This window comes from Microbispora sp. ATCC PTA-5024 (assembly GCF_000511135.2).
Classification (GTDB): Bacteria; Actinomycetota; Actinomycetes; order Streptosporangiales; family Streptosporangiaceae; genus Microbispora; species Microbispora corallina.
On record NZ_KI866526.1, the window covers coordinates 804,280 to 829,598 of the forward strand.

Below are 25,319 nucleotides of genomic sequence, written 5' to 3' on the forward strand. Positions count from 1 at the left end.
CTCGATGGCAGTCATGAGCCACTGACGATCGGTCGGAGTGATGACGCTCATGAGGTGGAGTCCCCGGATGTTTCCTTCGGCAGGTACCGGATCAGAACGATGTCGCCGATGGAGCGGACCTCGGCAACCTTCATCCTATGAGCGGAGCCTCCGGGGAACTATCCAGCGTTGACGAACCTTGGAGCTGCCGAGTCTCCGACGAAGATGGGCGCGATCGCTAGGTGTATCTCGTCGGCCAGGCCCTGAGTGAGGAACTGAGTGTGGATCGTCCCGCCACCCTCGACCATGAGATGCCGTATACCTCGTCCTCTGAGGTGGATCTGCCGTGGAAGACCCCTGACGGGCCGTCGCACTCTGCTCGGCTCGTCTTTACCACCCGCCAGCGAACCGTGATCGTCCGCAACGAGTTCAACCGCTTCGCGTGGAAGACGGCTCTAGAGAAGGCGGGAATCCCGACTACGCGGGAGAACGGCTTCCACATGCTGCGGCATCACTTCGCCTCGGTGCTCCTCGAAGACGGTGTGTCGATCAAGGCGGTCGCCGAATTCCTCGGCCACGCCGACCCTGGCTTCACCCTGCGGACGTACACGCACCTGATGCCCTCCAGCGAGGACCGGATGCGGGCGGCGATCGAGCGCGCATGGTCCACAAGGCCGGCGGAAGGTCCGAGTGCCCTGGATGTGCCCTGACTCGTCCGATGATCCCTGGGCGTGCCGCTCAAGTACGCGTCTCGTCTACCCCGAAAGTGCTGGTCACGCGGGCGCCCGCCGGGGGGAGGCGCGCGCCCGCGTGACCGTGGGGGTGGGGCGGATGGCTCAGTACATCGAGATGTGGACGTGGTCGTAGTGGTTGGCGGTGATCCCGCCCCGGTCGGCCATGGGGCGCCACCCCGGCCGGCCCAGGTTGTAGATCCGCTGCTGCCAGATGATGTACATCACGCCGAGCTTCGGGCCGTTCTTGATGGCCCAGGCGGCGATGCTGTCGCCGAGGGCCTTCATGTCCGGGGCCGGCATCGTGCCGCCCGAGCTCATCATGAAGTCGCAGGCGCGGCCGAGGGGGTGCTCGCCGCTCGTCTCGGCGCGGTAGCAGCCGACGGGGAAGCGCAGCTGGAAGTGCTGTTCGACCTCCGAGCGCATGAACCGCATCCGGGGGGTGATGTTGTCGGCGCCGCTCGGCAGTTCCGGCGCCCACGCGCCGCCGGGGCGGCGGCCGGGGGCGATCGGGATGAGCTTGTCGAGCTTGTCCTTGATCTCGTCGATCAGCCGCTCCGCGTCCGACCGCTGCTCCGCGACGTCCGCCGACTGCGTCTTGAGCTGCGCGGTCAGCGCCTTCGCGGCGTCGGCCGCCCGCTGCCGCTCGGTCCGAACCTGGTCGAACTGAGTCATGCGGGCGGCCTGCTCCTCCTGGAGCTGGTACGCCACGGTCGAGCCGTTCAGGTCGACCAGCGGGACGGGGCTGCCGGCGATCGCGCTGTCGGTCTGGTAGCGCAGGCCCGCCATGTCACGCAGCGCCTGCTGCGCCGCGTCGTAGTCGGACTGGGCGGCCGCCAGCCGCTCGCGGGCGGCCTTCTCCGACACCTTCGCCTTGGCGAGCGCCACGCGCTTGGCGTTGTAGTCGGCGATCAGGCCGTCGACCTTCTTCTCCAGCGCGGCGAGCTGTTTCCTGAGGCCGCTCTCCGTCGGCTTGGGGTCGGCGTTTCCCGCGGTGGCCGTGCCGAACACGAGCACGACGGTGGCGAGCACGCCCGCGGCCAGGGGGAATGCGCGGGGCAGAGCCCACTCCTCTCCATCTCGCCGACCGGGTTAGCTGACGGGTGCGGGCGGGAGCAGCCCGGGCGCGAGGCCTTAACCCCAGGTTCCTGTGTGGGTCCCCGGCTCCCGGGCGAGGCGCCCGGGATTAGGCGATCCGGCTGTGGCTGCCGGTGCGATGGATACTAGTGGGAAGGAAACGGTCAGTGCCAGCCCAAGTCGCAATCAATCGGAGATCAAGCCGTTACCGCGCCTCACGCAGCATCCGGGCGGCCTCCTCGGGCAGCACGTCGTTCACGAAGGCCCCCATCGCGGACTCCGACCCGGCCAGGTACTTCAGCTTGTTCGGCGCCCGGCGGATGCTGAACAGCTGCAGGTGGAGGTAGGCGAGATCGCGCCGGTACGTCACGGGCGCCTGGTGCCAGGCCGCGATGTACGGCATGGACACGCCGAACAGCCCGTCGAGCCGCCGCAGCACGTCGGTGTAGAGCGGCCCGAACGAGGCCCGCTCCTCCGCGGACAGCGCCGGGATGTCGGGCACCCGGCGGTGCGGGTAGACGTGCACCTCGAACGGGTAGCGGGCGGCGGCCGGCACGAACGCCGTCCAGTGCTCGTTCGACCCGACGACCCGCGGGCCGCGCCGCTCGGCGGCCAGCACGTCGGCGAACAGGTTGCCGCCCCGGTGGCGGGCGGCGGCGTCCAGCATCTGCCGCGTCCGCGGGGTGACGTACGGGTAGGCGTAGATCTGGCCGTGGGGGTGGGGCAGCGTGATGCCGATCTCCTCGCCCCGGTTCTCGAAGCAGAAGACCTGCTCGACGCCCGGCAGCGCGGACAGCTCCGCGGTCCGGTCGGCCCACGCCTCCATCACCAGCTCGACCTGCTCGTCCGAGAGGGAGGAGAACGACGCGTCGTGGTCGGAGGTGAAGCAGACCACCTCGCAGCGGCCGATCCCGGGACGCACCTCGCTGAGGCCGCCCACCTGCTCGTACTCGCCGACGTTGAAGCTGAAGGACGGGAAGCGGTTCTCGAACACCGCCACGTCGTACGGCGAGGGGATCTCCGAGCCCGGGTGGGCCGGGCAGAGCGGGCACTCGTCGGCGGAGGGCAGGTGGGTGCGGGTCTGCCGGTGCCGGGCGACCGCGACCCACTCGTCCATCAGCGGGTCGTACCGCAGCTCGGACGCGTACGGCCGCGGGGGCAGGTCGCGGGTGTCGACGGCGCTGTGGTCGGCGTCGTCGCGGAGGTCGAAGTAGATCAGCTCGCGCCCGTCGGCGAGGTGGGTGACGGTGCGCTTCACTGCGCGGCCTCCAGCGCGGCGTCGGCGGACGGGGCGACGACGACCAGGTCGCCGACGTGCTCGGCGAGCTCGGCCCGCGCCTCCTCGGGCAGCCCGGCGTCGCTGATCACCACGTGGGCCTCCTCGAGGGCGGCGATCGTGCTGATGCCGATCGTGCCCCACTTGGTATGGTCGGCCAGCACGACGAGCTGCTGGGCGGCGGCGACGAACTCCCGGTTGGTCTCGGCCTCCAGCAGGTTGGGGGTGGTGAAGCCCGCCCGGGTGCTCATGCCGTGGACGCCAAGCATCAGCGTGTCGACGTTCAGCGACCGCACGGCGGCGACGGCGACGGGACCCACCAGCGCGTCGGACGGCGTCCGCACGCCGCCGACGAGCACGACCGTCTGGTCCGGCCGTCCACCGCGGTGGAACACGTCCGCCACCTGCACGGAGTTGGTGATGACGGTCAGCTCGGCCACGTCGACCAGGTGGTGGGCGAGCGTCCACGTCGTGGTGCCCGCCGACAGGGCGACGGAGCTCCCGGGCCGCACGAGCTGGGCCGCGCGCCGGGCGATGGCCTCCTTCTCGGCCTGCTGGCGCACCGACTTGGCCGCGAACCCGGGCTCCTCGGTGGAGCCGCTCCCGGCCGCCGTCGCGCCGCCGTGGACCTTCTCCACCAGGCCCCGCTCCGCCAGCACCTCCAGGTCCCGGCGTATGGTCATGTCTGAGACGCCGAGATCGCGCACGAGCTCTGCGACGCGCACTCCACCGGTCCGGCGGACCCTCTCGAGGATCGCCTGCTGCCGTTGCTGGGCCAGCATCCACCCACTCCTTATCAACAAGTTTCAACAAATTATGTCATAAGCTGCGAGTGGTCATGTTGGGACATGGTGAAGGGATGCGCACCACGATCTGTACAGGCGGTGCGCAATGGTTCGTCCTTCTCCCTTGTACGGCATGGACCCTCGGGAGGACAGTGGGCGAAAGCCGTACTCCACCGGAAGGACGGTCGGCCATGGGGAAGCGCGCGCGCAAGTCGAAGGCCCGCAAGAAGAAGAAGGCCAACCACGGCAAGCGGCCCACGGGGCGTTAGCGGCCCGTCAGGGCGTTCTGCCCCAGGCGACGAGCAGGCGCGTCTGCTCGTCGGCGTCCTCCGGAAGTGCCTGCTCGGCGTCCTCCGGGAGCCCCTGCTCGTCGCCCATCACCCCAGCCAGGCGGTAGCCCTCCCGCGCCTGCGCGAACCATTCGGCGCACCTCGCCACCAGATCGGGCTCCAGCCGCTCCGGGCCGCCGATCGCACGTGCCAGGTCCCAGGTGTGGATCAGCGCGTCGGCGAACAACTCGGTGATGTACTCCTCACCCGTCACGTCGCCGAACGACAGGTGGGTCGCGGCGGTCAGCGCCCCCTCGGCGTACACCGCCTGGACGGCGCCCTGAGCCGAGACCTCGAACGCCTTGACCGGGTCGGCCCCGAGCACGTCGCCCTCGAAGGTCTCGCCCATCTCCGCCATCCTCCGGCCCGCCAGCAGCTCCGGGGCCCACAGGTTCTCCGTGACGAGGTGGTTCACCAGCCCGCGGACGTCCCAGTCCACACAGGGCGTCGCCAGCTCCCACTGGTCGTCCCGTACGAGGTGGAGCCGGTTGCCGAAGCCGTCCAGCGCCCGACGGTACGCATCACGGATGTCGATCATTTCCCCTCCTCGCAAAGGAGTTCCCCCTTCGACCGTATCTCTTCCGATGATCTGGTCATACATGGTCATCCAGGGGGATGTCAGGGGGTCAGGGCAGATGCTGCTCCACCCAGACGATCTTTCCGTACGTCGTGGGGCGGGTGCCCCAGCGGTAGGCGAACCGCTTGATGAGCTGGAGCCCGCGGCCGGTGTCCTCGTCGGCCGTGGCCGACCGGGGGGCCGGGGTGGCCGGCGAGCCGTCGGCGACCTCGCACACCAGCGTCCGCCCGCGCAGCAGCCGCAACTCGATCGGCGGCCAGCCGTGCTTGAGCGCGTTGGTGACCAGCTCGCTCACGATGAGCTGGGTGCTGTCGGCGAGCGCGCCCAGCCCCCAGGTGCCGAGCGTGGAACGGACGAACCTCCTGGCGTGCGCCACGAAGCGGGGGTCGGCCGGCAGCGGGCACGACGCGATCTCGTCCGGGTCGAGCTCCCGCACCCGGGCCACCAGCAGCGCGATGTCGTCACGCTCGTGGCCCGACCGCTGGCCGCTGATGATCACGTCGCACATGTCCTCCAGGTCCTCGACGCGGCCGGCCAGCAGGCGGCGCAGCGCCATGATCCCGGAGTCGAGGTCCCGCTCGCGGCTCTCCACCAGGCCGTCGGTGTACAGGGCCAGCACGCTGCCGGCCGGGAGGATCATCTCCCGCGACTCCAGCGGCTCGCTGCCGATGCCGAGCGGCAGCCCGGAGGGCAGGTCGATGATCTGGGTGGAGCGGTCCGGGTGGAGGAGCACGGGCGGCACGTGCCCGGCCCGCGACAGCGCGCAGGCGCGGGTCACCGGGTCGTAGACCGCGTAGATGCACGTCGCGATCTGGGTCGGGTCGAGGTCCTGGCTCATCAGGTTGAGCCGGAACAGCACCTCCTCGGGCGGCAGGTCGAGGCTCGCCAGCGTACGTGCCGCCGTCCTGAGCTGGCCCATCGTCGCCGCGGCCCGCGTCCCGTGGCCCATGACGTCCCCCACCACGAGGGCCGTGCGGCAGCCGGGCAGCGGGATCACGTCGTACCAGTCGCCGCCCACGCCCATCAGGTCGCTCGCCGGCAGGTAGCGCGAGGCGATGTCCATGCCGAGCGGCTGCGGCAGTTCGGCCGGCAGGAGGCTGCTCTGCAGGGTGAGCGCCGTGCGCCGCTCCCTCGTGTACAGGCGGGCGTTGTCGATGCAGATCGCCGCCCGCGCCGCCAGGTCCTCCGCCACCGTGACGTCGGGCTCCTCGAACGGCTGGGTGCGCGGACGCCGCACGAACACCGCGCAGCCGAGCACCCGCCCCCGCGCCCGCAGCGGGACCGCGAGGAAGGACGACTCGGTGAGCAGGTCGGCCACCGCGTCCTCCCGGTCGACGCTCGCCCCGATGACGCGGGCGTTCTCCTTGTCCAGCACCGGGTACATCAGCGGCTTCCCGCTCGCCATGCACTGCGCGTGCGGCATCTCCGCGGGGTAGACCGTCACCTCGTCGATCGGGAACGCGTCGATCCAGGGCTGCGGGCTCTCGTGCGCGATGCCGAGGGCGACCCGGCGGACGAGCGTGGTGCCGTCCACCGGCCGGGAGGAGATCTCGCCGTCGATCACCAGCCGGTCCTGCACCATCACCGCCGCGGCGTCCGCGAAGCGCGGCACGGCCACGTCCATGAGCTCCCGGCTGGTCTCGGCCAGGTCGAGCGTGGTGCCGATCCTGCGGGTGGCCTCGTTCAGGAACGCCAGCCGTTCATGCGCGGACGCGGCGCTGCTGCGGCGCCACTCCGCCCGGTTGCCCGGGGCGGGATCCTTGATGACGCAGTTCCGGTTCAACGGTTTCTCCGGCGAGAGCGGATGGTGTCCCCGAATCGTATGAAGGTGATACCTCGCATTTCAGCCGTTTGACAGGAGTGCGTAGAGCGCGCGTTTCGTAGACGTGTGGAATCCGCGTGACGGTGAGGGGCACGTCTTACCCGTCACACAGGGGACGAAACAGACCAGGGGCTACACGCCGGGCAGATCGGCGAGAGCGGAGTCGATGCGCTCCTGCGGCAGCGCGAAGTCCTCCAGGCGTCCCGCCAGGTGCCGCTCGTACGCCGGCAGGTCGAAGTGGCCGTGGCCGCACAACGCGGTCACAATGACCTTCTCCTCGCCGGACTCCGCGCACCGCCGGGCCTCCGCGATCGTCGCCGCCAGGGCGTGGGACGGCTCGGGCGCCGGGAGGATGCCCTCCGTCCTCGCGAAGCGCACCCCCGCCTCGAAGCACGCGTTCTGGCTCACGGCCTCCGCCTCGATCATCCCCAGCTCGTGGATGTGCGACAGCAGCGGCGACATCCCGTGGTAGCGCAGGCCGCCGGCGTGGATGGGGTCGGGCACGAACCGGTGGCCGAGCGTGTGCATCTTCATCAGCGGTGTGAACCCCGCCGCGTCGCCGAAGTCGTACGCGTACGTCCCGCGCGTGAACGAGGGGCAGGCGGCCGGCTCGACCGCGCGCAGCACCGGGTCCATCCGGCCGGCCAGCCTCTCCCGGAGGAACGGGAACGCCAGCCCAGCGAAGTTCGACCCGCCGCCCGTGCAGCCGACGACGACGTCGGGCGTCTCGCCCAGGAGCGCGAGCTGCTCCAGGGCCTCCTCGCCGATGACGGTCTGGTGCAGCAGGACGTGGTTGAGCACCGAGCCCAGGGCGTAACGGGTGTCGTCGGCCGCGCCCGCCGCCTCGACCGCCTCGCTGATCGCGATGCCGAGGGAGCCGGAGCAGCCGGGGTCGTCGGTGAGGATCCGGCACCCCGACGTGGTCACCGCCGACGGGCTGGCGTGCACGGTGGCGCCGTACACCTTCATGAGCGACCTGCGGTACGGCTTCTGGTCGTACGACGCTCGGACCATCCAGATCTCGCAGGCCAGGCCGTACTGGGCGCAGGCGAACGCGAGCGCGGAGCCCCACTGGCCGGCGCCCGTCTCGGTGGTCAGCCGCCGCACGCCCTCCCGGGCGTTGTAGTACGCCTGGGGGACGGCGGTGTTCGGCTTGTGGGAGCCCGACGGGCTGCCGCCCTCGTACTTGTAGTAGATCCTCGCCGGGGTGCCCAGGCTCCTCTCCAGGCGGCGGGCGCGGATCAGCGGCGTCGGCCGCCACAGGCGGTAGACGTCGAGGACGCTCTCGGGCACCGGGACGAAGCGGTCCTCGCTCATCTCCTGCGCGATCAGCTCCATGGGGAACAGGGCGGCGAGGTCGTCGGGGGCCACCGGCTGCAGGGTGGCCGGGTGGAGCGGCGGCGGGGGAGGGGCCGGCAGGTCGGGCAGGATGTTGTACCAGTTCCGGGGGATCCGGGACTCGTCGAGAAGGATCCTCGTCGGCTCGCTCACCGCGCCCTCCACTCCTGGCCGCCCGCCACTTCCAGTCTCCGCGCGGCGGGGCCATCGGGAAAGGCCCCCGTTCTGAGGTAAGGGGCGGCCGGGTTCAGACGGTGCCGCCGGACCGCCAGTAGAAGCCGTTCTCCCGGCTGAGGAACCTCTCGTCCACCAGGTGACGGCGCAGGGCCGCGTGATCGTCGTGGAAGGCCCGCAGGACGACGTCCACGTCCTTCTCCGCGTAGCGGACGCCCGGCTCGAAGAGCCCGGCGATGTAGTCGAGCACCACCAGCCGCTTGCTCCGCTTCGCCGGGATGGAGACCAGCCGCCCGTCGACCAGGAAGGTGTCGAGCGGCGTCGGCCGTTCGGACGGGATCTCCTTGAGCAGCTCCCGGAACCTCTCCGGCCGCGCCCGCCAGCCGCCCTCCTCCCGCACGGCGAGACCCCCGCGGGCCAGCCGGGTCAGCGCCTGCTCGGCCTCCTCGGGCTCCAGGCCGGCGGCCTCGGCGGGCGGCGCGTCCGGCCGCAGGACGAGAGAGGCGAACACGCGGAGCGTGTCCTCCTGGCCGAGCAGCCCGAGGACACGCGACACATCCTTGCCGATCACCCTTTCCACGCTACCGGCGGGCGCAAGCGGTTTGCCGCCGCGAGGTTTGTAGCCTCGAAGAAGAAGGGCTCACCGGATCCGACCACATCCTGGAGGTCCCGTGACCGCGCAGCTCGACCACACCATCGTGCACAGCTCCGACCGGTTCGCCTCGGCCCGGTTCCTGACCGCACTCCTCGGCGCGCCCGACCCCGGGTCCTTCGGCCCGTTCGCCACGGTCCCGCTCGCCAACGGCGTGACGGTGGACTTCGCCGACTCCATCGTCGAGCCCGGCCGCATCGTCATGCAGCATCTGGCGTTCCTGGTCTCGGAGGAGGAGTTCGACGAGATCTACGGCAGGATCAGGGAGGGCGGCATGGACCACTGGGCGGACCCGGCCCACCGGGAGCCGCGGCAGATAAACCACCGCTACCACGGCCGCGGCGTGTACGTCGACGACCCCGACGGCCACTCCATCGAGTTCCTCACCCATCCGTACGAGTGACCTGACCGTACGGCACGCGCGTCAGCGCGACGACGATCCGCCTGCCCGGTCCACGGGGGGCGCCATCGCCCTCAGTTCGGCCATCGCCCTCTCGGAGGCACTGCCCGGCTCCGCCTGCGCCGTGAACAGCCGCTGACCGGGGGCGCCGTCGATGGAGAACGACTCATGCCAGAGCGTCACGTCGCCGACGACGGAATGGCGCAGGCGAATGATGTCGCGACGCCTGACACGCACGTCGTGACGGGCCCACATCTGCCGGAAGGCCTCGCTCTCCTCCGAGAGCTCCTCGACCAGGCCGGCCAGGGACGGATCTCTGTGGTCCGCCCCCACGGCGGCGCGCAGGTGGGCGACCATGGCCCGCGCCTCCTCCTCCCAGTCCACCCAGAGGTCCCTTGACGCCGGGTTGAGGAAGTACATCCGGATGAAGTTGTCGGTGTGCTCCAGCCCCATGGTGAGACCGGCCCACAGCGCGTTGTGGGCCAGCACGTCCGTCCGGCGGTTCAACACCACGGAGAGGACGTCGTCCCACCGGTTCATCAGCCGCAGCACCTGCGGACTGACCCGGTCCTCGTCGCCGTCGGCCCCGGACGCGCGCGCCCGCGGACGGGCGAGCTCGTGGAGATGATCGGCCGCGTCGGTGTCGAGGCGGAGCGCGCGGGCCAGGGCGCCGAGCACCTGATCCGACGGCCGGCGTTCCCTGCCCTGCTCCAGCCGCGTGTAGTAGTCCACGCTGACGCCGGTCAGGACCGCCACCTCGTCACGGCGCAGTCCCGGTGTCCGGCGTTGCTGGACGCCGCGCGGCAAGCCCACCTCGGCCGGGGAGATGATCTGTCGCCGGGCGCGGAGGAAGTCGCCGAGAGGGTTCTCCATGCGGGACAGGGTAAGAATTCGCAGGTAAAGGGGCAAAAAGACGACTTTGGTCAGGCGGCGCGGGCGCGCGAGACGACCGACAGCAGGCGCGTGCCGGCGTTCCGGGCGGCGATGCCGTACCTGGTCGCCGGGATGAGCAGCCGGGACGCCGGGACGACGAAGCGCTGCTTGGGCCCGGTCAGCAGGCGGTGCCGGGCCTCGTAGGCGCGGAACGCCGCCACGTGATCGTCCCGGTGCGCGGCCAGCGCGTCGGCCAGGGTCGCGGCGCCGGCGATGGCCAGGGTGGACCCGTCCCCGAACAGCGAGACACAGGAGGCCGCGTCTCCGAGCAGCGCGATCCGCCCGTTCGACCAGCTCTCGAGGCGCACCCGGCTCACTGAGTCGAAGAACAGGTCGTCCGCCTGCGGAACCTGCTCGAGCAGCTCAGGGATGCGCCAGCCGCCGCCCGCGAAGGCGCCGGCGAGCAGCCGCTTGTGCTGCGCCGTGTCACGATGGTCGAAACCGGGCACGGCGGGACTGCGGAAGAAGAACGCGGCGCCGCCCTGGCCGGTGCCGGGGTGCAGGGCGACGGCTCGGCCGGGGGAGTTGTACACGACCACCTCGTGCGGGTCGAGGGCGAGACCGGGCAGAGGCAGGGTCGCCACGTACATGCCCAGATGGTCGGCGAACCGCTCCTCCGGGCCGAAGGCCAGGCGGCGGACCGCCGAGTGCAGCCCGTCGGCGCCGACGACCAGGTCGAAACGGCGGGGTGCGGCGTTCTCGAAGGTGACGTCCACGCCGCCGGGGTCCTGCCGCAGGGCGGTGACGGTGTCGTCGTAGAGGCATTCGACGGCCACCGTCGAGGACAGCACCCGGGCCAGGTCGGCGCGGGGCAGCTCGATGTCGTCGGGCCGCATGCGCATGCCGCCGACCCGCCTGCCGCGGCCGTCGACGAAGCTCAGCCGGGTCACGCGGGTCGCCGCGGCGCGCAGTTGGGCCAGGACGCCCATGCGCTCGGCGACCTCACGGGCGGGACCGCGTACGTCCACGGGGCTGCCGCTGGACCGCCGGCCCTGTGCGCGCTCCACGACGGTGGGTTCGAACCCGTGGCGGGTGAGCCAGTAGGCGAGGGTGCTTCCGGCTATGCCGGCTCCTGAGATCAGCACGGTCTTCATGTCCTGGACGATAGCTGCACTCAGTGCATGCCTGCAATGAGTGCCGATCGGCATTCCATGCGCTAACATCGGCGGCATGGCTGAGCTCTCCCTGCGCGAACGGAAGCGGCAGCGCACCCGCCAGGCGATCGTCGAGGCCGCCGTGGAGCTGTTCGAGGAGCACGGCTACGAGGGCACGACCGTCGCCGACATCGCCGAGGCGGCCGAGATCGGCACGCGCACCTTCTTCAGCTACTTCGCCAGCAAGGAGGAGGTGCTCTTCCCGGAGAGCGACTCGCGGATCAGGGCCGTCGTCGACGCCATCGCCACGCGTGGGCCCGAGGACCGGCCTGCCGACGTGCTGCTGCGCGCGCTGCGCACCGTGAACCGTGACAGCGACGACATGGTGAGCAGGGTGGCCGCGCTCCGGCTGCGGCTCATCCGGACCGTGCCCGCGATGCGGGGGCGCGGCTTGCAGCTCCAGCTCGACGCGCAGCGGGAGATCGCCCGTCACCTGTGTGCGGCCTACCCCGGCGAGCTGGACGAGGTCGGGGCGGCGGCTCTCGTGGGGGCGTTCGTCGGGGCGGTCACCGGCGCTCTGCAGGTGTTGATGGAGAAGGGGGGCGATGATCCCGAAGCCATGAGCCGCCGCCTGCAGGAGGCGACGGACGCCGCCCTGCGCCCCTGGCTGCACGAGCGGCGACGTACGTCAGAGGCCGGGCGGCAGCCCTGAAGCACACCTCTGGTATCCCGGCGACCGGAGCAGGGTCGAGGACGGACGCCGTCCGGGCAGGTACGGCTCGACGACCTTCGCCGGCATCGCCGCGGCACGTCCGGACTGGACGGTGGCGGTGCGCGCCCATGAGACGCCTCGCCCCGACGGGCGAGTGCCCTCGCAGGCGAGCACGGCCGGGAGTCGCCGCGGCGCCAGGAGGAAGCCGCCTCCGATCACTGGAGGCGGCCTTTTGACGTGCATGTGTGCTGGTCGGGGCGACAGGATTTGAACCTGCGACTTCTTGCTCCCAAAGCAAGCGCGCTACCAAGCTGCGCCACGCCCCGTCTCGTCGGGTGCGCGAGCGCTCCGAGACTCCGGTACGCTTACGCCCTGACGACCGGATGAAGTCTAGACCAGATGACCACCGGCCGCGCGCGGACGTAGCTCAATGGTAGAGCCCCAGTCTTCCAAACTGGCTACGCGGGTTCGATTCCCGTCGTCCGCTCTCATCGAAAAAGGCCAGGTCAACCGCATCCCGGTGCCTGGCCTTTGTGATTTCCATTGGTGTTTCGATCTCCCGTGCCACTTCAGGTTTCGAGCGATGTGGAATCCGGACAGGACGCGATCCCGTCCGTAGTGACTACGCGGTGCCCTGGGTCAGGCGGTAGCGCGAGGGCGGAATGCCATATCGATCGACGAAGGCCTGGCGGAGGGTCTCAGCCGTGCCGAAGCCGCAACGGGTCGCGATAGCGGTCATGGGCAGGGAGGTGGAGGCCAGAAGGTGGGCGGCGGCCTCGGTGCGGGCCCGGCGTACGAACCGGCCTGGGGTCTGGCCCAGGTGTTTGAGGAACAGCCGGTTCAGGTGGCGCTCGCTCACTCCCGCGCCGGTCGCCAGGGCAGCCGTGCTCAGGTCGGCGTCCAAGTGGCCGGTGACATGGTCGACCACCCGCTGGATCAGGCTGTCGCCGGGTGGCGGGCCTGCGGTGAACATGCTCATCTGCGCCTGGTTGCCGGGCCGTTGCAGGTAGGTCACCAGGTTGCGGGCCACCTCCCGGGCGAGGGCGGCGCCGTGGTCTTCCTCGATGAAGGCGAGGGTCAGATCCAGGGCGCTGGTGACACCGGCGGCAGTAGCGACGTCGCCGTCGCGGATGAAGATCGGATCAGCGTCGACCATGATCTCCGGATGGCGGGCGGCGAGCTCGTGCGCGTATTGCCAATGGGTGGTGGCGCGCCGCCCGTTGAGCAGGCCGGCGGCGGCCAGCACCGCCGCACCCGTGCACACCGATGCGACCCGGCGGCTCTCCCGCGCCAATCGACGGACGTGGCCAACGATCACCCGGCTTGCAGCCGCTTCCTCGCGCCCGATTCCCCCTGACACGATCAGCGTGTCCAGCGGCCCGGCGATGCGTTGGAGGGCCTGCTGCCCCTGCAGGGTCAGCCCGCTGCTGCAGGTGATGGGCAGGCCCGACGGGGTGGCCAGGCACACGTCGTAGGGCGGTGTGGCGCCGTGGAGGTTCGCCGCTATCAGGGTCGACGTCACGCACGCGATGTCCAGCAGCTCCGCCGCCTGGTATCCGACCACGACCACACGCCGCTCGGTCATGGCACAACCGTATGTCAGAAAGACAGGGCACCCAAGTTTCCGGACCTGTCTCTGATACTTCGTTGGCACCTTCTCTGGGCGCCCGGACAGTTGAGCCATGACTCAGCCGATGCCCGACTCGCCTCCCGGCACCAACCGCCATGCGCGGCGATGGGGAAGGTTCACCCTGCACTACATCGAGATGATCGTCGCCATGTTCGCCGGGATGATCGCGCTCGGCCTGCTGTGGTCGTTCGCCCTCGGGATCGACCTGTCGTACGCCCGCGATCCGGAGCTCGCCTACCTGCTGATGGCGTTCGACATGTCGGCGGGCATGGGCGCCTGGATGCGCTTCCGCGGCCACGCCTGGGCCTCCACGCTGGAGATGTGCGGCGTCATGTTCGCTCCGGTCGTGCCGCTGTTCCCGCTCCTATGGCTGGGCGTGATCGACGGGATGACCCTGATGATCACGGCACACGTGGCGATGTTCCCCCTCATGCTGGCGGTCATGCTCAGGCGGCGCGACGAGTACGCCCATACCCACCACTGAACACCCCCGCACAGGACGTCGTGGCACCGTGGGCGCTCTCCCTGCAGGATCAGCGCAGCCACCGCAGAGCCGCGTCGAGGCAGTCGTCGGGACTGCTGTTGAAGGCGATCGCCGCGTCAGGCGCGTGCCGCCGGACCAGATTGACCACCCTCTCGAAGAGTTCGAGCAACGGCTCGTGCTTGCGGATGCCGCCCCCGATCACCACGCAGGCGTAGTCGTTGCCGGTCAGCGCCTCTGCGATCGCGGCTTCGGGATTCTCGTCCAGTGCCACCAGGCACCAGTCTGACGGGATGCCCCGATCGTCGAAACGAGCCCGGCCGCGCGCTATCGCGGCCTTGACCGGCTCCGGATCCCAGCCCTCGATCTTGGCGGGATCGAGACCGACCACGAGTACTCGTGCCACTGTCACGCGTCCTCCTCGCAGAGGGTATCCACAGCTGTACGTGGTGCCTGGAACATCACAATGTCCCAGAGCGGCCACGTTATCCCGTTCTCGAGGTCTCCAGGTCGCCGTGGACAGAAAGCATGGAGCCCATTCCTGTCGAGGCCGCGTCAGACCCCGCTCTCCTGCGGCGCCGTCCATGTCCGTGACGTCCAAGCGGCGTCGGCGATGACCTGGGCGGCACGACGACCCGCTTCGATCGCGTGCCTTGATCGCGCGGCCCTGCACCGCCCCAGCTCAGGGTTGTACTCCGTCATCACGATGCCGGCGTGATCCGTCTCCGCCTCGGCCACCGCCGCCTGCCACCCACGCTCTCGCAGGGCGCTCGCGAACCGGCGTGCCTGCCGCACATCCACGATGGGGTCTCTGCTTCCGTGAACCAGCCAGAACGGAACCGGCTCCCCCGTCGTCGTCGTGAGGTCGTCGAGGGGGATGCCGCCCGTCGACGGCGCGGGCCGATCGAAACCGGAGGCGATGGTGACGACCGCGGACGGCCGCCAGTGACCGTACGCCGCTCCGTTCACCGCAACCCCTGCCGCGGCCCTCCCGCCCATGGACCACCCGGCGAGGACGATCCGGCCGGCGTCGCCGCCGAAGTCACCCGCGTTGCCTCGGACGAAGGCGGCCGACTCCCACAGGTGGCCTCTCCCGCCGTCCGGCGCATCCGAACGCCAGTCGGGAACGAACACGACGACATCCCGCTCCGCGACAGCGCGCGCCAGCGGTTCGAGGACGTCGCGCTCGTCGGGTCCCCGCCCGTGCCAGAGCAGGACGACCGGCCGGTGAGCGGCGCCCTCACACCGGTAGACGTCGAGAGCCTTGCCGCTCGGCCCGTAGACCAGGCCTCTGTCCACCTGGACTCCCACCCGGTCCCCCTCCTGACTCGGCGAAGGCGCCTTGCCGCCCACCACGCCGTCTTGGACACTCTGGACCGTGCCCGATCACTGGCCTCTGTTCAAGCTGCGCCTGACCACGCCCCGGCTGGAGCTGCGCCTGCCCACGCTTGAGGACCTCGATCAGCTCGGCGACCGGGCGGCCGAGGGAATCCACGATCCCGAGGTGATGCCCTTCGTCCCCCCGTGGACCGACGTTCCGAGTGAGGAGCTCCCCAGGAACGTCGTCCTGTCCAACCTCGGCGAGATCGCCCGGTGGCGTCCCGAGCGCTGGTGCTGCAACTTCGCCGTCATCCACGACGGCCAGGCCATCGGCGTCCAGGACCTGTCGGCGGCCGACTTCGCCGTCACCCGTGAGGTGCACACGGGCTCCTGGCTCGGGCGCTCGTACCAGGGGCGCGGCCTGGGCACCGAGATGCGCGCCGCCGTCCTTCACCTGGCCTTCGCCGGACTCGGCGCGCTCTCAGCGGTCTCCTCCGCGTTCGAGCACAACACCGCCTCGCTGGTCGTCTCCAGCAAGCTCGGTTACGAGCCCGACGGGCTGTCGACGCACAACGTGCGCGGGCGGCGTGCGGTCGCGCGACGTCTGCGCCTGCGCCGCGACGTGTTCGCCGGTCCGGTTCCCGTCGAGATCCACGGTCTGGAGCCCTGCCTGCCGCATTTCGGCCTGACCTGACGTTCCGCCCCCGCGGCCACGAGGAGGTGGTCAGGCTGGGAGAACCGCGATCAGTCGCCCGTACGGAAGAGGGCCCACACGGCCTTGCCGCCCTCGTCCAGCGTGTCCCAGCCCCAGGCCTGGCTGTAGGTCTCCACTATGTAGAGGCCGCGGCCGTGTTCCGACACGAAGTCGGGCTGGCTGGGGGAGGGCGCCCGGTCGCTCGGGTCCGAGACCGCAAGCAACACGTGCGGGGCGATCCGGAGCAGCATCAGCGTTATGGGGTGGTCGCGTACGGGCGGAGCCGGGGACGGGTACAGCGCGTAACGGACGGCGTTGGTCACGAGCTCCGAAACCACGAGCGTCGCGTCGTCGCTCAGCTCGGACAGACCCCATCGCTGCAGTGTCGTACGGGTGACGTCGCGGGCCGTCTTGACGGAATCGGCCTGCGGGCGCAAAGGACACGTGGCCTTATCGGAGGTCCCGGCGGCGCGAAGGAACCAACCGAATCCCACTTCGCGGGTCAACGGGCCGGCGGAAATGGGCTTCTCCGACATGCTGCCCGTACCTCCCGCTGGCCATATTCGAGGGTTGGTGCACCTTTGGCCCAATATGCACCAAGACATGATGGAACACCCTCTCGCCCTGCTGCAAGACCCAAATGCACGTGCACCTGACGCGTGCAAGCATCCACAGGGTGAACCTGGAGCGTCAGGGGGAGGGAGATCGACCCTTGTCATCGGAGCCCGTAGTGGTGACACTGTGTGGGCTGGGGGTTTCGTGCTGGTCGTCCCTTGGCGGCACACGTAGCCGATTGTCGAGGGAGGTGCCGTGACACAGATCCAGGCTGGATCGGGTCCCACAGCCCTCCGCATCCTCCTGGGCTCCCAGCTCCGCAAGCTCCGCGAGAGCAAGGGGATCAGCCGCGATGAAGCAGGGCACTGCATCCGCGGTTCCGAGTCCAAGATCAGCCGCATGGAGCTCGGCCGGGTCGGCTTCAAGGAACGCGACGTCGCCGACCTCCTTGCCCTGTACGGCGTGGAGGACGACGAGACGCGCGGCCAGGTGATGAGCCTCGTGGAGAGGGCCAACGAGCCCGGCTGGTGGCACCGCTTCAACGACCTGCTGCCCTCCTGGTTCCAGGCGTACGTCGGCCTGGAGGAGGCGGCCGAGCGCATCCGGACGTACGAGGTGCAGTTCGTCCCCGGCCTGCTGCAGACCAAGGAGTACGCCCGGGCGGTGATCACGGCCGGCGCGGTCGGCGCGGCGCCCGAGGAGATCGCCCGGCGTGTCGACCTGCGCCTGGAGCGCCAGCGGATCCTCGACGGCGAGTCCAGCCCGATGTTCTGGGCGGTGATCGACGAGGCCGCGCTGCGGCGGCCGATCGGCGGCGTCGAGGTCATGCGCGGCCAGATCCAGCACCTGATCGACCTGATGAACCAACCCAACGTGACGATCCAGGTCATCCCGTTCAGCTTCGGAGGACACGCCGCGGAGGGCGGCGCGTTCAGCATCCTGCGCTTCGCCGACCCCGAGCTCCCCGACATCGTGTACGTCGAGCAGCTCGCCAGCGCCCTCTACCTCGACAAACGCGAGGAGGTCGACCGCTACGGCGAGGTCATGGAACGGCTGTGCGCGGTCAGCACGACCCCCGCGGAGACGGTCGACCTGCTGCGGCAGATCATGACGGACCTCTGATCAGTCGCCCATAGGCTCAGGTCTGCTCTAGACTGCCCTTGGCGCTGGACACCCGCCACAGTCGAGCATGCCCGGAGAGGTCGCGTGCCGGCGTGGTGGCCGAGCGCCTCTCACGTGGGCGCGGCGCGCGTAGTGCCGCGGTTGCCGTGCACGACGCGCCTGCGATCACCAGATGCTGGATCAAGGAGACCACCCCGTGAAGACCGCTGTCGAGGAGCTCAGCCCTACTCGGGTCAAGCTCACCGTCGAGGTGCCGTTCAAGGAGCTCGAGCCGAGCCTGCAGGCCGCGTACAAGAAGGTCGCACAGCAGGTTCGCGTGCCCGGCTTCCGTCCCGGCAAGGTGCCGGCCCGGATCATCGAGCAGCGCTTCGGCCGCGCGGTGGTTCTCGAGGAGACCCTCAACGACGCCCTGCCCAAGCTGTACGGCCAGGCCGTGGACGAGACCGAGGTCTTCCCGGTCAGCCAGCCCGAGATCGAGGTCACCAAGATCGAGGACGGCGAGCAGGTCGAGTTCACCGCCGAGGTCGACGTCCGGCCGGCCTTCGACGTGCCCGACTACGAGGGCACCGAGATCGTCGTCACGACCGCCGAGGTGAGCGACGCCGACATCGAGGCCCAGCTCGACGGGCTGCGCCAGCGCTTCGCCACGCTGACCGGAGTGGAGCGCCCGGCCCAGAACGGCGACTACGTCGTCATGGACCTGCGCGCCGAGATCGACGGCGAGAACATCGACGAGCAGCAGGCTGCGGACGTCTCCTACGAGGTCGGCGCCGGCTCGGTCCTGCAGGGTCTCGACGACGCCCTCCAGGGCATGGCCGCGGGCGACGAGAAGACCTTCCGCACCACGCTCGTCGGCGGCGAGAACGCCGGCGAGGAGGCCGACGTGATCATCAAGGTCAAGTCGGTCAAGGAGAAGGTCCTGCCCGAGCTCGACGACGAGTTCGCCCAGCTGGCCAGCGAGTTCGACACGCTCGACGAGCTGAAGGACAGCATCCGCGAGCAGGCCCGCCGCAACAAGCTGATCGACCAGGTCATGCAGAGCCGCGAGAAGGCCCTCGACGCGCTGCTCGAGAAGATCGACATTCCGCTGCCGGAGAGCGCGCTCAACGCCGAGATCGACGCCCGCAAGCACAACCTGGAGCACCAGATCGCGGAGAGCGGTCTGAGCCGCGAGGCCTACCTCCGTCTCCAGCAGACCACCGAGGACGAGCTGTTCGCCGACTACGAGGAGAACTCTCGCAAGGCCCTCAAGTCGGGCTTCGTGCTCGACAAGATCGTCAAGTCTGAGGACATCGGCGTCAGCGAGCAGGAGCTCACCGACTTCGTGGTGCGCCGCGCCATGCAGCTCGGCGTCGCGCCCAACACGCTGGCCCAGCACCTGGCCGACAACAACCAGCTCACGCTGGCCATGATGGAGATCGTCCGCGAGAAGGCCAAGACGCTCATCGGCGACGCCGCCAAGGTGACCGACGAGGCGGGCAACGAGGTCGACCTCAAGGCCATCTACACCGAGCTCAACCCCGAGCAGGAGCAGCCGGAGGACGAGGCCGCCGCCGAGCAGCCCGCCCAGAGCTGATCCTCGATCCGGGATCGACCTGAAAGCCGTACGGGCCCGGAGGTCGGCCCGCGGCGATTCGGCGAGGAGAGAACCCCCGCCGCACTTCGGTGCGCGGGGGTTTTCCCGTTCCGTCTCGGGACAAATCCACGCAAATTTTCTTCTTACGGCTCTCGCCGGGGCGGCCGCACCCCTCCCGACCTGCGCCTCGACGGCCGGGCCCCGGCTCCGGAAACGCCGGGCAGGCCGGGGACACGCCGATCCCGTCGCGCCGGGGCCGCCGACATGCGCCGTCAGCGAACAGTACGGCGAGGAGGCATGACCTGTCTGCGGCGCGCGTTAAGGTCACAAGCAAAGCCAATCGATAACGACGCATCGGAAGGTGACGCTGTGACCAGCCCGCCGACCTTCTTCCCGCCCACCGGCTCCGGTCTCGAGGCCCGGGGCCCCGAAGGCGCTCCCGGCCGCCTCGAGGACCAGCTCTACCAGCGCCTGCTGCGTGAGCGCATCGTGGTGCTCGGCACCCAGGTCAACGACGAGGTCGCCAACCGGCTGTGCGCCGAGCTCCTGCTCCTGGCCGCCGACGACCCGGACCGGGACATCTGGATGTACATCAACTCCCCGGGCGGCTCGGTGACGGCCGGCATGGCGATTTACGACATGATGGAGTACGTGCCGAACGACGTCTGCACGGTCGCGATGGGGCTGGCCGCCTCGATGGGGCAGTTCCTGCTCTGCGCGGGCGCCCAGGGCAAGCGTTACGCCCTGCCGCACGCGCGGATCATGATGCACCAGCCGTCCGGCGGCATCGGCGGCACCGCGGCCGACATCGCCATCCAGGCCGAGCAGATGCTGTACGTGAAGAAGACCCTCGCGGAGCGCATCGCGTTCCACACGGGTCAGCCGCTCGACCAGATCGAGCGCGACTCCGACCGCGACCGCTGGTTCACGGCCGAGGAGGCCAGGGACTACGGCTTCATCGACCACGTCGTGCGCAGCGCGCGTCAGGTGCCCTCCGAGGGCGCCGTCTCATGACTGGAGCTTCCCAAGTGAGTGAGCTGATCCGGCCGGGGGACATCAACGGCCGCTACGTCCTTCCCTCCTTCGTCGAGCGCACGTCGTACGGCGTCAAGGAGATGAACCCGTACAACAAGCTGTTCGAGGACCGCATCATCTTCCTCGGGGTCCAGATCGACGACGCCTCGGCGAACGACGTGATGGCGCAGCTGCTGACGCTGGAGTCGCTCGACCCGGACCGCGACATCAGCATGTACATCAACTCCCCGGGCGGGTCGTTCACCGCCATGACGGCGATCTACGACACGATGCAGTTCGTCCGTCCGGAGATCCAGACGGTCTGCCTGGGCCAGGCGGCCTCCGCCGCCGCGGTCCTGCTGGCCGGCGGGACGCCCGGGAAGCGGTTCGCGCTGCCCAACGCCCGCGTCCTCATCCACCAGCCCTACACCGAGGGCGGCGGCCAGGGCAGCGACATCGAGATCCAGGCCCGCGAGATCCTGCGCATGCGGTCGCTGCTGGAGGAGATCGTGGCGAAGCACTCGGGCAAGTCGCCCGACGACGTCCGCAGGGACATCGAGCGTGACAAGATCCTCAGCGCCTCCGAGGCGAAGGCGTACGGGCTGGTGGACGACATCATCCCGTCGCGGAAGAAGCGCGCGGCGGCGATCGCTTCCTGAGGGAGTTGCCGCACCGGAACGGTGCCCAATTGGGCACGTTCCGGTGCGACTCACCGCTAGGGGGCTCACTGAGGGCCCGAGAGACGGTAACGTCGAAACCTGAGCGGGATGACGTTTTCGCACCGGTACATGATCGGGTTGCGGACGGAAGTGACCGCGGCTGCAGGGGCGGTCCCACGCAAAGGAGTATCTGGGGTGGCACGCATCGGCGACGGCGGAGACCTGCTGAAGTGCTCGTTCTGCGGCAAGAGCCAGAAGCAGGTCAAGAAGCTCATCGCCGGACCCGGCGTCTACATCTGCGATGAGTGCATCGATCTCTGCAACGAGATCATCGAGGAGGAGCTGTCCGAGTCCTCCGAGCTCAAGTGGGATAACCTGCCCAAGCCGCGCGAGATCTACGAGTTCCTCGACGCGTACGTTATCGGGCAGGACAAGGCGAAGAAGGCCCTGTCGGTCGCCGTCTACAACCACTACAAGCGGGTCCAGTCGGGGGAGCGCGGCCGCGACGACGGCATAGAGCTCGCCAAGTCGAACATCCTGCTGCTCGGCCCCACCGGCTCCGGCAAGACCCTGCTCGCCCAGACCCTCGCCAAGATGCTCAACGTCCCGTTCGCCATCGCGGACGCCACCGCCCTCACCGAGGCGGGGTACGTCGGCGAGGACGTGGAGAACATCCTCCTCAAGCTGATCCAGGCCGCCGACTACGACGTCAAGAAGGCCGAGACCGGCATCATCTACATCGACGAGGTCGACAAGATCGCCCGCAAGAGCGAGAACCCGTCGATCACCCGTGACGTCTCCGGCGAGGGCGTCCAGCAGGCGCTGCTGAAGATCCTGGAGGGGACGACGGCCAGCGTGCCCCCGCAGGGCGGCCGCAAGCACCCTCACCAGGAGTTCATCCAGATCGACACCACCAACGTGCTGTTCATCTGCGGCGGCGCGTTCGCCGGCCTCGAGAAGATCATCGAATCGCGGGTCGGCAAGAAGGGGATCGGCTTCAACGCGATCATCCACTCGAAGGAGGAGTCCGACTCCTCGGACATCTTCTCCGACGTGATGCCGGAGGACCTGCTCAAGTTCGGCATGATCCCCGAGTTCGTCGGCCGGCTCCCGGTGATCACCTCGGTGCACAACCTGGACCGCGAGGCGCTCATCCAGATCCTCACCGAGCCGCGCAACGCGCTCGTCAAGCAGTACCGCCGGCTGTTCGAGCTGGACAACGTGGAGCTGGAGTTCACCGACGACGCCCTCGAGGCCATCGCCGACCAGGCCATCCTGCGCGGCACCGGCGCCCGCGGCCTGCGCGCCATCATGGAGGAGGTGCTCCTGTCCGTGATGTACGAGGTGCCCTCCCGCCAGGACGTCGCCCGGGTCGTCATCACCCGCGAGGCCGTGCTGGAGCACGTGAACCCGACGCTCGTCCCGCGCGACCAGCTCCAGGCCAAGCAGCAGCGCACGCCGCGCGAGAAGTCCGCCTAGGACCCTTCCGTCCGGATCGCCGGCGGCACGGGCGGCGTCCGGACGTCCCTAGAATTGGGCATCATGACGACGCCTGAGCTGCCCACCCAGTACCAGCCCGCCGAAGTCGAGACCCGCGGCTACGAGCGCTGGGTATCGGCGGGCTACTTCACCGCTGACGCGGGCAGCGGGCGCGAGCCGTACAGCATCGTGCTCCCCCCGCCGAACGTGACCGGCTCCCTCCACGTGGGCCACGCGCTCGACCACTCGATCCAGGACGCGCTGACCCGGCGAGCCCGCATGCGGGGCTACGAGACCCTGTGGCTGCCGGGCATGGACCACGCCGGCATCGCCACCCAGAACGTGGTCGAGCGTGAGATCGCCAAGGACGGCCTGTCCCGCCACGACTTCGGACGCGAGGCGTTCGTCGAGCGCGTCTGGCAGTGGAAGGAGGAGTCCGGCGGGCGCATCCTCGGCCAGATGAAGAAGCTCGGCGACGGCGTCGACTGGTCGCGCGAGCGGTTCACGATGGACCAGGGCCTGTCCCGGGCCGTCCAGACGATCTTCAAGAAGCTCTTCGACGACGGGCTCATCTACCGCGCCGAGCGGATCATCAACTGGTGCCCCCGGTGCCTGACCGCGCTGTCGGACATCGAGGTCGAGCACAGCGACGACGACGGCGAGCTCGTCTCGATCCGGTACGGCTCCGGCGACGCGGAGATCGTCGTCGCCACCACCCGGGCCGAGACCATGCTCGGCGACACCGCGGTGGCCGTGCACCCCAATGACGAGCGCTACGCCCACCTGATCGGCAAGGAGGTCGAGGTTCCGCTCACCGGCCGGAGTATTCCGATCGTGGCCGACGAGCACGTGGATCCGTCCTTCGGCACCGGCGCCGTCAAGGTCACCCCGGCCCATGACCCCAACGACTTCGAGATCGGGCGGCGGCATTCGCTGGAGTCCCTCGTCATCATGGACGAGCGGGGCATCATCACCGCCCACGGTCCGTTCCAGGGCCTCGACCGTTTTGAAGCGCGCCCGGCGGTGGTCGGCGCGCTGCGTCAGCAGGGCCGGATCGTCGCCGAGAAGCGGCCGTACGTCCACTCGGTCGGCCACTGCTCACGCTGCAAGACGGTGGTCGAGCCGCGGCTGTCGCTGCAGTGGTTCGTGAACGTCGCGCCGCTCGCCAAGGCCGCGGGCGACGCCGTCCGTGACGGGCGCACCCGCATCCACCCGCCGGAGCTGGCCAAGCGCTACTTCGACTGGGTCGACGACATGCACGACTGGTGCATCTCCCGGCAGCTGTGGTGGGGGCACCGGATCCCGGTCTGGTACGGCCCCGACGGCGACATGGTGTGCGTCGGACCCGACGCGGAGCCGCCCGCCGGCTACCAGCAGGACCCCGACGTCCTCGACACGTGGTTCTCCTCGGGCCTGTGGCCGTTCTCCACGCTCGGGTGGCCCGACGAGACCCCCGACCTGGCCCGGTTCTACCCGACCAGCGTCCTGGTCACGGGCTACGACATCCTGTTCTTCTGGGTCGCCCGGATGATGATGTTCGGGCTGTACGCGATGGACGGGCGGCCGCCGTTCCGGACGGTCGCGCTGCACGGCATGGTCCGCGACCAGTTCGGCAAGAAGATGTCGAAGTCGTTCGGCAACGTCGTCGACCCGCTCGACTGGATCGCGAGGTACGGCGCCGACGCCACCCGCTTCACGCTGCTGCGCGGGGCCAACCCCGGCTCCGACGTTGCGATCAGTGAGGACTGGGCCGCCGGCTCGCGCAACTTCTGCAACAAGATCTGGAACGCCACGCGCTTCGCGCTCATGAACGGCGCCGTGTCGGACGGCCTGCCGGACGAGCTCACCGCGCCCGACCGGTGGATCCTGTCGCGCCTGCAGTCGGTGATCTCGTCGGTTGACGCGGCGTTCGAGGAGTTCGAGTTCGCCAAGATCTCCGACGCGCTCTACCACTTCGCCTGGGACGAGGTCTTCGACTGGTACGTCGAGCTGGCCAAGGTCCAGATCTCCGAGGGCGGGGCGGTCGCCGAGAACACGGCGCGCGTCCTCGGCCACGTCTTCGACGCCCTCCTGCGGATGCTGCACCCACTGGTGCCGTTCGTGACCGAGGAGCTGTGGCAGGCACTGACAGGGCGCGAGTCGGTCGTGATCGCCTCCTGGCCCGATTTCTCGCCCGAACTGGTCGACCCCGAGGCGGAGCAGGAGGTGGCCTCCCTGCAGGAGCTCGTCACGGAGGTGCGCCGGTTCCGTTCCGACCAGGGGCTGAAGCCCGGGCAGCGGGTGGCCGCCCGGCTGTCCCTGTCCGGTACGGCTCTCGCCACGCACGAGCCCGCCATCCGGACCCTGCTGCGGCTCGACGACGCCACGGAGGCGTTCTCGCCCACCGCCCGGCTGACGGTCGGCGCGGTGACGGTCGAGATCGACACGGCCGGCGCCATCGACGTCGCGGCCGAGCGTAAGCGCCTGGAGAAGGACCTGGCCGCGGCCCGGAAGGAGCACGCGCAGGTGACAGGCAAGCTGGGCAACGAGCAGTTCATGGCCAAGGCGCCGGACGACGTCGTCGCCAAGGTGCGCCAGCGGGCCGCCCAGGCCGAGGAGGACATCGACCGCCTGGAGGGCCTCCTGGCCGCGCTGCCGGCCTAGTTGGGTGTCTGAGGTTTAGGGGGAGTGTGCCGAGGGAAGTTACGGAAGTTGTCCTCGGCACCTCCCGGCGGGTGCTAGTCTCTATCCACGCCGGAAAGCACGGCGCGCCACGAACTCCTCACGGGAGACGGGCTGCTAAGCTTTCGGCACTCCCTCTTATCCGACCCGGTTGCCGGGCGCCCTGCGTCGATTCGACGCGGTGTCCCATTCGGGGTAAGTTAGAGGGGTTGTCCTGGAAACGGGACGGTCGGAATTCCGGTGGAGTTG

At 69.7% G+C, this 25,319-nt stretch carries 26 protein-coding genes, 2 tRNA genes and 1 riboswitch; of the genes, 13 read left to right on the forward strand and 15 right to left on the reverse strand.

The window, feature by feature from the left end; translation table 11 throughout:
• Positions 1-158: 158 nt before the first annotated feature.
• Positions 159-266: a dihydrofolate reductase family protein gene (locus MPTA5024_RS42975; protein WP_232326769.1), complete on the reverse strand. Its 108-nt coding sequence runs from the start codon at positions 264-266 to the stop codon at positions 159-161.
• Here MPTA5024_RS42975 and MPTA5024_RS34335 point away from each other — a divergent pair.
• A complete protein-coding gene (locus MPTA5024_RS34335; RefSeq protein WP_036331935.1) occupies positions 222-689 on the forward strand; it encodes a tyrosine-type recombinase/integrase in 468 nt (155 codons plus the stop codon). The genes MPTA5024_RS42975 and MPTA5024_RS34335 overlap by 45 nt on opposite strands.
• A gap of 126 nt (positions 690-815) precedes the next feature.
• Here MPTA5024_RS34335 and MPTA5024_RS34340 read toward each other — a convergent pair whose 3' ends face one another.
• The 3 genes from MPTA5024_RS34340 to MPTA5024_RS34350 all read right to left on the reverse strand — a co-directional run bounded on the left by MPTA5024_RS34340 (position 816) and on the right by MPTA5024_RS34350 (position 3,845).
• Complete coding sequence (locus MPTA5024_RS34340) at positions 816-1,742, reverse strand: coiled-coil domain-containing protein (RefSeq protein WP_157099873.1); 927 nt, start codon at positions 1,740-1,742, stop codon at positions 816-818.
• Positions 1,743-1,776: 34 nt separating this feature from the next.
• Positions 1,777-1,913: riboswitch (cyclic di-AMP (ydaO/yuaA leader) on the reverse strand.
• A 79-nt stretch (positions 1,914-1,992) separates the two neighbouring features.
• Entirely contained in the window at positions 1,993-3,045 is a 1,053-nt protein-coding gene (gene galT, locus MPTA5024_RS34345) for a galactose-1-phosphate uridylyltransferase (protein ID WP_036331937.1), read from the reverse strand.
• Positions 3,042-3,845: a DeoR/GlpR family DNA-binding transcription regulator gene (locus MPTA5024_RS34350; protein ID WP_036331938.1), complete on the reverse strand. Its 804-nt coding sequence runs from the start codon at positions 3,843-3,845 to the stop codon at positions 3,042-3,044. Before MPTA5024_RS34350 ends, galT begins: the two co-directional genes overlap by 4 nt.
• A gap of 194 nt (positions 3,846-4,039) precedes the next feature.
• Here MPTA5024_RS34350 and MPTA5024_RS44770 point away from each other — a divergent pair, with 194 nt between their 5' ends.
• Positions 4,040-4,117, forward strand: coding sequence for a 50S ribosomal protein bL37 (locus MPTA5024_RS44770; RefSeq protein ID WP_370027834.1), 78 nt, complete (start codon positions 4,040-4,042; stop codon positions 4,115-4,117).
• Between the two features lie 7 nt (positions 4,118-4,124).
• Here MPTA5024_RS44770 and MPTA5024_RS34355 read toward each other — a convergent pair whose 3' ends face one another.
• The 4 genes from MPTA5024_RS34355 to MPTA5024_RS34370 all read right to left on the reverse strand — a co-directional run bounded on the left by MPTA5024_RS34355 (position 4,125) and on the right by MPTA5024_RS34370 (position 8,659).
• Entirely contained in the window at positions 4,125-4,715 is a 591-nt protein-coding gene (locus MPTA5024_RS34355) for a TIGR03086 family metal-binding protein (RefSeq protein ID WP_036331939.1), read from the reverse strand.
• Between the two features lie 88 nt (positions 4,716-4,803).
• Positions 4,804-6,537, reverse strand: a complete 1,734-nt coding sequence (locus MPTA5024_RS34360; RefSeq protein WP_036331940.1) for an ATP-binding SpoIIE family protein phosphatase — start codon at positions 6,535-6,537, stop codon at positions 4,804-4,806.
• A 171-nt stretch (positions 6,538-6,708) separates the two neighbouring features.
• Positions 6,709-8,067 carry a TrpB-like pyridoxal phosphate-dependent enzyme gene (locus MPTA5024_RS34365; protein WP_036332191.1) on the reverse strand — a complete coding sequence of 453 codons (1,359 nt, stop codon included), beginning with the start codon at positions 8,065-8,067 and terminating at the stop codon, positions 6,709-6,711.
• 94 nt (positions 8,068-8,161) lie between these two features.
• A complete protein-coding gene (locus tag MPTA5024_RS34370) occupies positions 8,162-8,659 on the reverse strand; it encodes a DUF2087 domain-containing protein (protein WP_157099874.1) in 498 nt (165 codons plus the stop codon).
• A gap of 100 nt (positions 8,660-8,759) precedes the next feature.
• On the opposite strand from MPTA5024_RS34370, the gene MPTA5024_RS34375 reads away from it, so the two are divergent.
• Positions 8,760-9,143: a VOC family protein gene (locus MPTA5024_RS34375; protein WP_036331942.1), complete on the forward strand. Its 384-nt coding sequence runs from the start codon at positions 8,760-8,762 to the stop codon at positions 9,141-9,143.
• Positions 9,144-9,164: 21 nt separating this feature from the next.
• Here the strand turns inward: MPTA5024_RS34375 and MPTA5024_RS34380 are convergent, their stop codons facing one another.
• On the reverse strand, positions 9,165-10,013 hold the full coding sequence (locus MPTA5024_RS34380) for a helix-turn-helix transcriptional regulator (RefSeq protein ID WP_036331944.1): 849 nt from the start codon (positions 10,011-10,013) through the stop codon (positions 9,165-9,167).
• A 50-nt stretch (positions 10,014-10,063) separates the two neighbouring features.
• Complete coding sequence (locus tag MPTA5024_RS34385; protein ID WP_036331945.1) at positions 10,064-11,167, reverse strand: FAD-dependent monooxygenase; 1,104 nt, start codon at positions 11,165-11,167, stop codon at positions 10,064-10,066.
• Between the two features lie 76 nt (positions 11,168-11,243).
• Between MPTA5024_RS34385 and MPTA5024_RS34390 the strand changes: the two genes are divergently transcribed.
• Positions 11,244-11,879 carry a TetR/AcrR family transcriptional regulator gene (locus MPTA5024_RS34390; protein ID WP_036331946.1) on the forward strand — a complete coding sequence of 212 codons (636 nt, stop codon included), beginning with the start codon at positions 11,244-11,246 and terminating at the stop codon, positions 11,877-11,879.
• Positions 11,880-12,128: 249 nt separating this feature from the next.
• On the opposite strand, the gene MPTA5024_RS34395 is transcribed toward MPTA5024_RS34390, so the two are convergent.
• A tRNA-Pro gene (locus MPTA5024_RS34395) sits at positions 12,129-12,205 on the reverse strand.
• A gap of 90 nt (positions 12,206-12,295) precedes the next feature.
• Between MPTA5024_RS34395 and MPTA5024_RS34400 the strand changes: the two genes are divergently transcribed.
• Positions 12,296-12,366, forward strand: a tRNA-Gly gene (locus MPTA5024_RS34400).
• A gap of 135 nt (positions 12,367-12,501) precedes the next feature.
• On the opposite strand, the gene MPTA5024_RS34405 is transcribed toward MPTA5024_RS34400, so the two are convergent.
• Complete coding sequence (locus MPTA5024_RS34405; protein ID WP_036331947.1) at positions 12,502-13,464, reverse strand: GlxA family transcriptional regulator; 963 nt, start codon at positions 13,462-13,464, stop codon at positions 12,502-12,504.
• Between the two features lie 97 nt (positions 13,465-13,561).
• On the opposite strand from MPTA5024_RS34405, the gene MPTA5024_RS34410 reads away from it, so the two are divergent.
• Positions 13,562-13,993, forward strand: a complete 432-nt coding sequence (locus MPTA5024_RS34410; protein WP_036331948.1) for a hypothetical protein — start codon at positions 13,562-13,564, stop codon at positions 13,991-13,993.
• A gap of 49 nt (positions 13,994-14,042) precedes the next feature.
• Here the strand turns inward: MPTA5024_RS34410 and MPTA5024_RS34415 are convergent, their stop codons facing one another.
• Both MPTA5024_RS34415 and MPTA5024_RS34420 read right to left on the reverse strand, forming a co-directional pair.
• On the reverse strand, positions 14,043-14,381 hold the full coding sequence (locus MPTA5024_RS34415; RefSeq protein WP_232326762.1) for a hypothetical protein: 339 nt from the start codon (positions 14,379-14,381) through the stop codon (positions 14,043-14,045).
• 164 nt (positions 14,382-14,545) lie between these two features.
• Entirely contained in the window at positions 14,546-15,289 is a 744-nt protein-coding gene (locus MPTA5024_RS34420; protein ID WP_198167557.1) for an alpha/beta hydrolase, read from the reverse strand.
• A gap of 79 nt (positions 15,290-15,368) precedes the next feature.
• Between MPTA5024_RS34420 and MPTA5024_RS34425 the strand changes: the two genes are divergently transcribed.
• The gene (locus MPTA5024_RS34425; protein ID WP_036331949.1) at positions 15,369-16,004 is read left to right on the forward strand and encodes a GNAT family N-acetyltransferase; all 636 of its coding nucleotides are present in this window, start codon (positions 15,369-15,371) and stop codon (positions 16,002-16,004) included.
• 50 nt (positions 16,005-16,054) lie between these two features.
• Here the strand turns inward: MPTA5024_RS34425 and MPTA5024_RS34430 are convergent, their stop codons facing one another.
• On the reverse strand, positions 16,055-16,441 hold the full coding sequence (locus MPTA5024_RS34430; RefSeq protein ID WP_232326763.1) for an ATP-binding protein: 387 nt from the start codon (positions 16,439-16,441) through the stop codon (positions 16,055-16,057).
• Between the two features lie 373 nt (positions 16,442-16,814).
• On the opposite strand from MPTA5024_RS34430, the gene MPTA5024_RS34435 reads away from it, so the two are divergent.
• The 6 genes from MPTA5024_RS34435 to MPTA5024_RS34460 all read left to right on the forward strand — a co-directional run bounded on the left by MPTA5024_RS34435 (position 16,815) and on the right by MPTA5024_RS34460 (position 25,052).
• A complete protein-coding gene (locus MPTA5024_RS34435; protein WP_036331953.1) occupies positions 16,815-17,681 on the forward strand; it encodes a helix-turn-helix domain-containing protein in 867 nt (288 codons plus the stop codon).
• 196 nt (positions 17,682-17,877) lie between these two features.
• Positions 17,878-19,257, forward strand: coding sequence for a trigger factor (gene tig, locus MPTA5024_RS34440; protein WP_036331954.1), 1,380 nt, complete (start codon positions 17,878-17,880; stop codon positions 19,255-19,257).
• A gap of 369 nt (positions 19,258-19,626) precedes the next feature.
• Positions 19,627-20,271 (forward strand): ClpP family protease, encoded by a 645-nt coding sequence (locus tag MPTA5024_RS34445; RefSeq protein WP_036331955.1) that lies wholly within the window; start codon positions 19,627-19,629, stop codon positions 20,269-20,271.
• Positions 20,268-20,930 carry an ATP-dependent Clp protease proteolytic subunit gene (locus MPTA5024_RS34450; protein ID WP_157099875.1) on the forward strand — a complete coding sequence of 221 codons (663 nt, stop codon included), beginning with the start codon at positions 20,268-20,270 and terminating at the stop codon, positions 20,928-20,930. The genes MPTA5024_RS34445 and MPTA5024_RS34450 overlap by 4 nt, the downstream gene beginning before the upstream one ends.
• Before the next feature lie 195 nt (positions 20,931-21,125).
• The gene (gene clpX / locus MPTA5024_RS34455) at positions 21,126-22,409 is read left to right on the forward strand and encodes an ATP-dependent Clp protease ATP-binding subunit ClpX (RefSeq protein WP_036331957.1); all 1,284 of its coding nucleotides are present in this window, start codon (positions 21,126-21,128) and stop codon (positions 22,407-22,409) included.
• Positions 22,410-22,472: 63 nt separating this feature from the next.
• A complete protein-coding gene (locus MPTA5024_RS34460) occupies positions 22,473-25,052 on the forward strand; it encodes a valine--tRNA ligase (protein WP_051459045.1) in 2,580 nt (859 codons plus the stop codon).
• Positions 25,053-25,319 lie beyond the last annotated feature (267 nt).

What these genes read in the sequence shown, in the direction of transcription:
- MPTA5024_RS34385 (WP_036331945.1), bottom strand. Translation starts at nt 11,167, where the DNA reads ATGAAGACCGTGCTGATCTCAGGAGCCGGCATAGCCGGAAGCACCCTC.
- MPTA5024_RS34355 (WP_036331939.1), bottom strand. Translation starts at nt 4,715, where the DNA reads ATGATCGACATCCGTGATGCGTACCGTCGGGCGCTGGACGGCTTCGGC.
- MPTA5024_RS34410 (WP_036331948.1), top strand. Translation starts at nt 13,562, where the DNA reads ATGACTCAGCCGATGCCCGACTCGCCTCCCGGCACCAACCGCCATGCG.
- MPTA5024_RS34450 (WP_157099875.1), top strand. Translation starts at nt 20,268, where the DNA reads ATGACTGGAGCTTCCCAAGTGAGTGAGCTGATCCGGCCGGGGGACATC.
- MPTA5024_RS34380 (WP_036331944.1), bottom strand. Translation starts at nt 10,013, where the DNA reads ATGGAGAACCCTCTCGGCGACTTCCTCCGCGCCCGGCGACAGATCATC.
- MPTA5024_RS44770 (WP_370027834.1), top strand. Translation starts at nt 4,040, where the DNA reads ATGGGGAAGCGCGCGCGCAAGTCGAAGGCCCGCAAGAAGAAGAAGGCC.
- MPTA5024_RS34350 (WP_036331938.1), bottom strand. Translation starts at nt 3,845, where the DNA reads ATGCTGGCCCAGCAACGGCAGCAGGCGATCCTCGAGAGGGTCCGCCGG.
- MPTA5024_RS34460 (WP_051459045.1), top strand. Translation starts at nt 22,473, where the DNA reads ATGACGACGCCTGAGCTGCCCACCCAGTACCAGCCCGCCGAAGTCGAG.
- MPTA5024_RS34405 (WP_036331947.1), bottom strand. Translation starts at nt 13,464, where the DNA reads ATGACCGAGCGGCGTGTGGTCGTGGTCGGATACCAGGCGGCGGAGCTG.
- MPTA5024_RS34390 (WP_036331946.1), top strand. Translation starts at nt 11,244, where the DNA reads ATGGCTGAGCTCTCCCTGCGCGAACGGAAGCGGCAGCGCACCCGCCAG.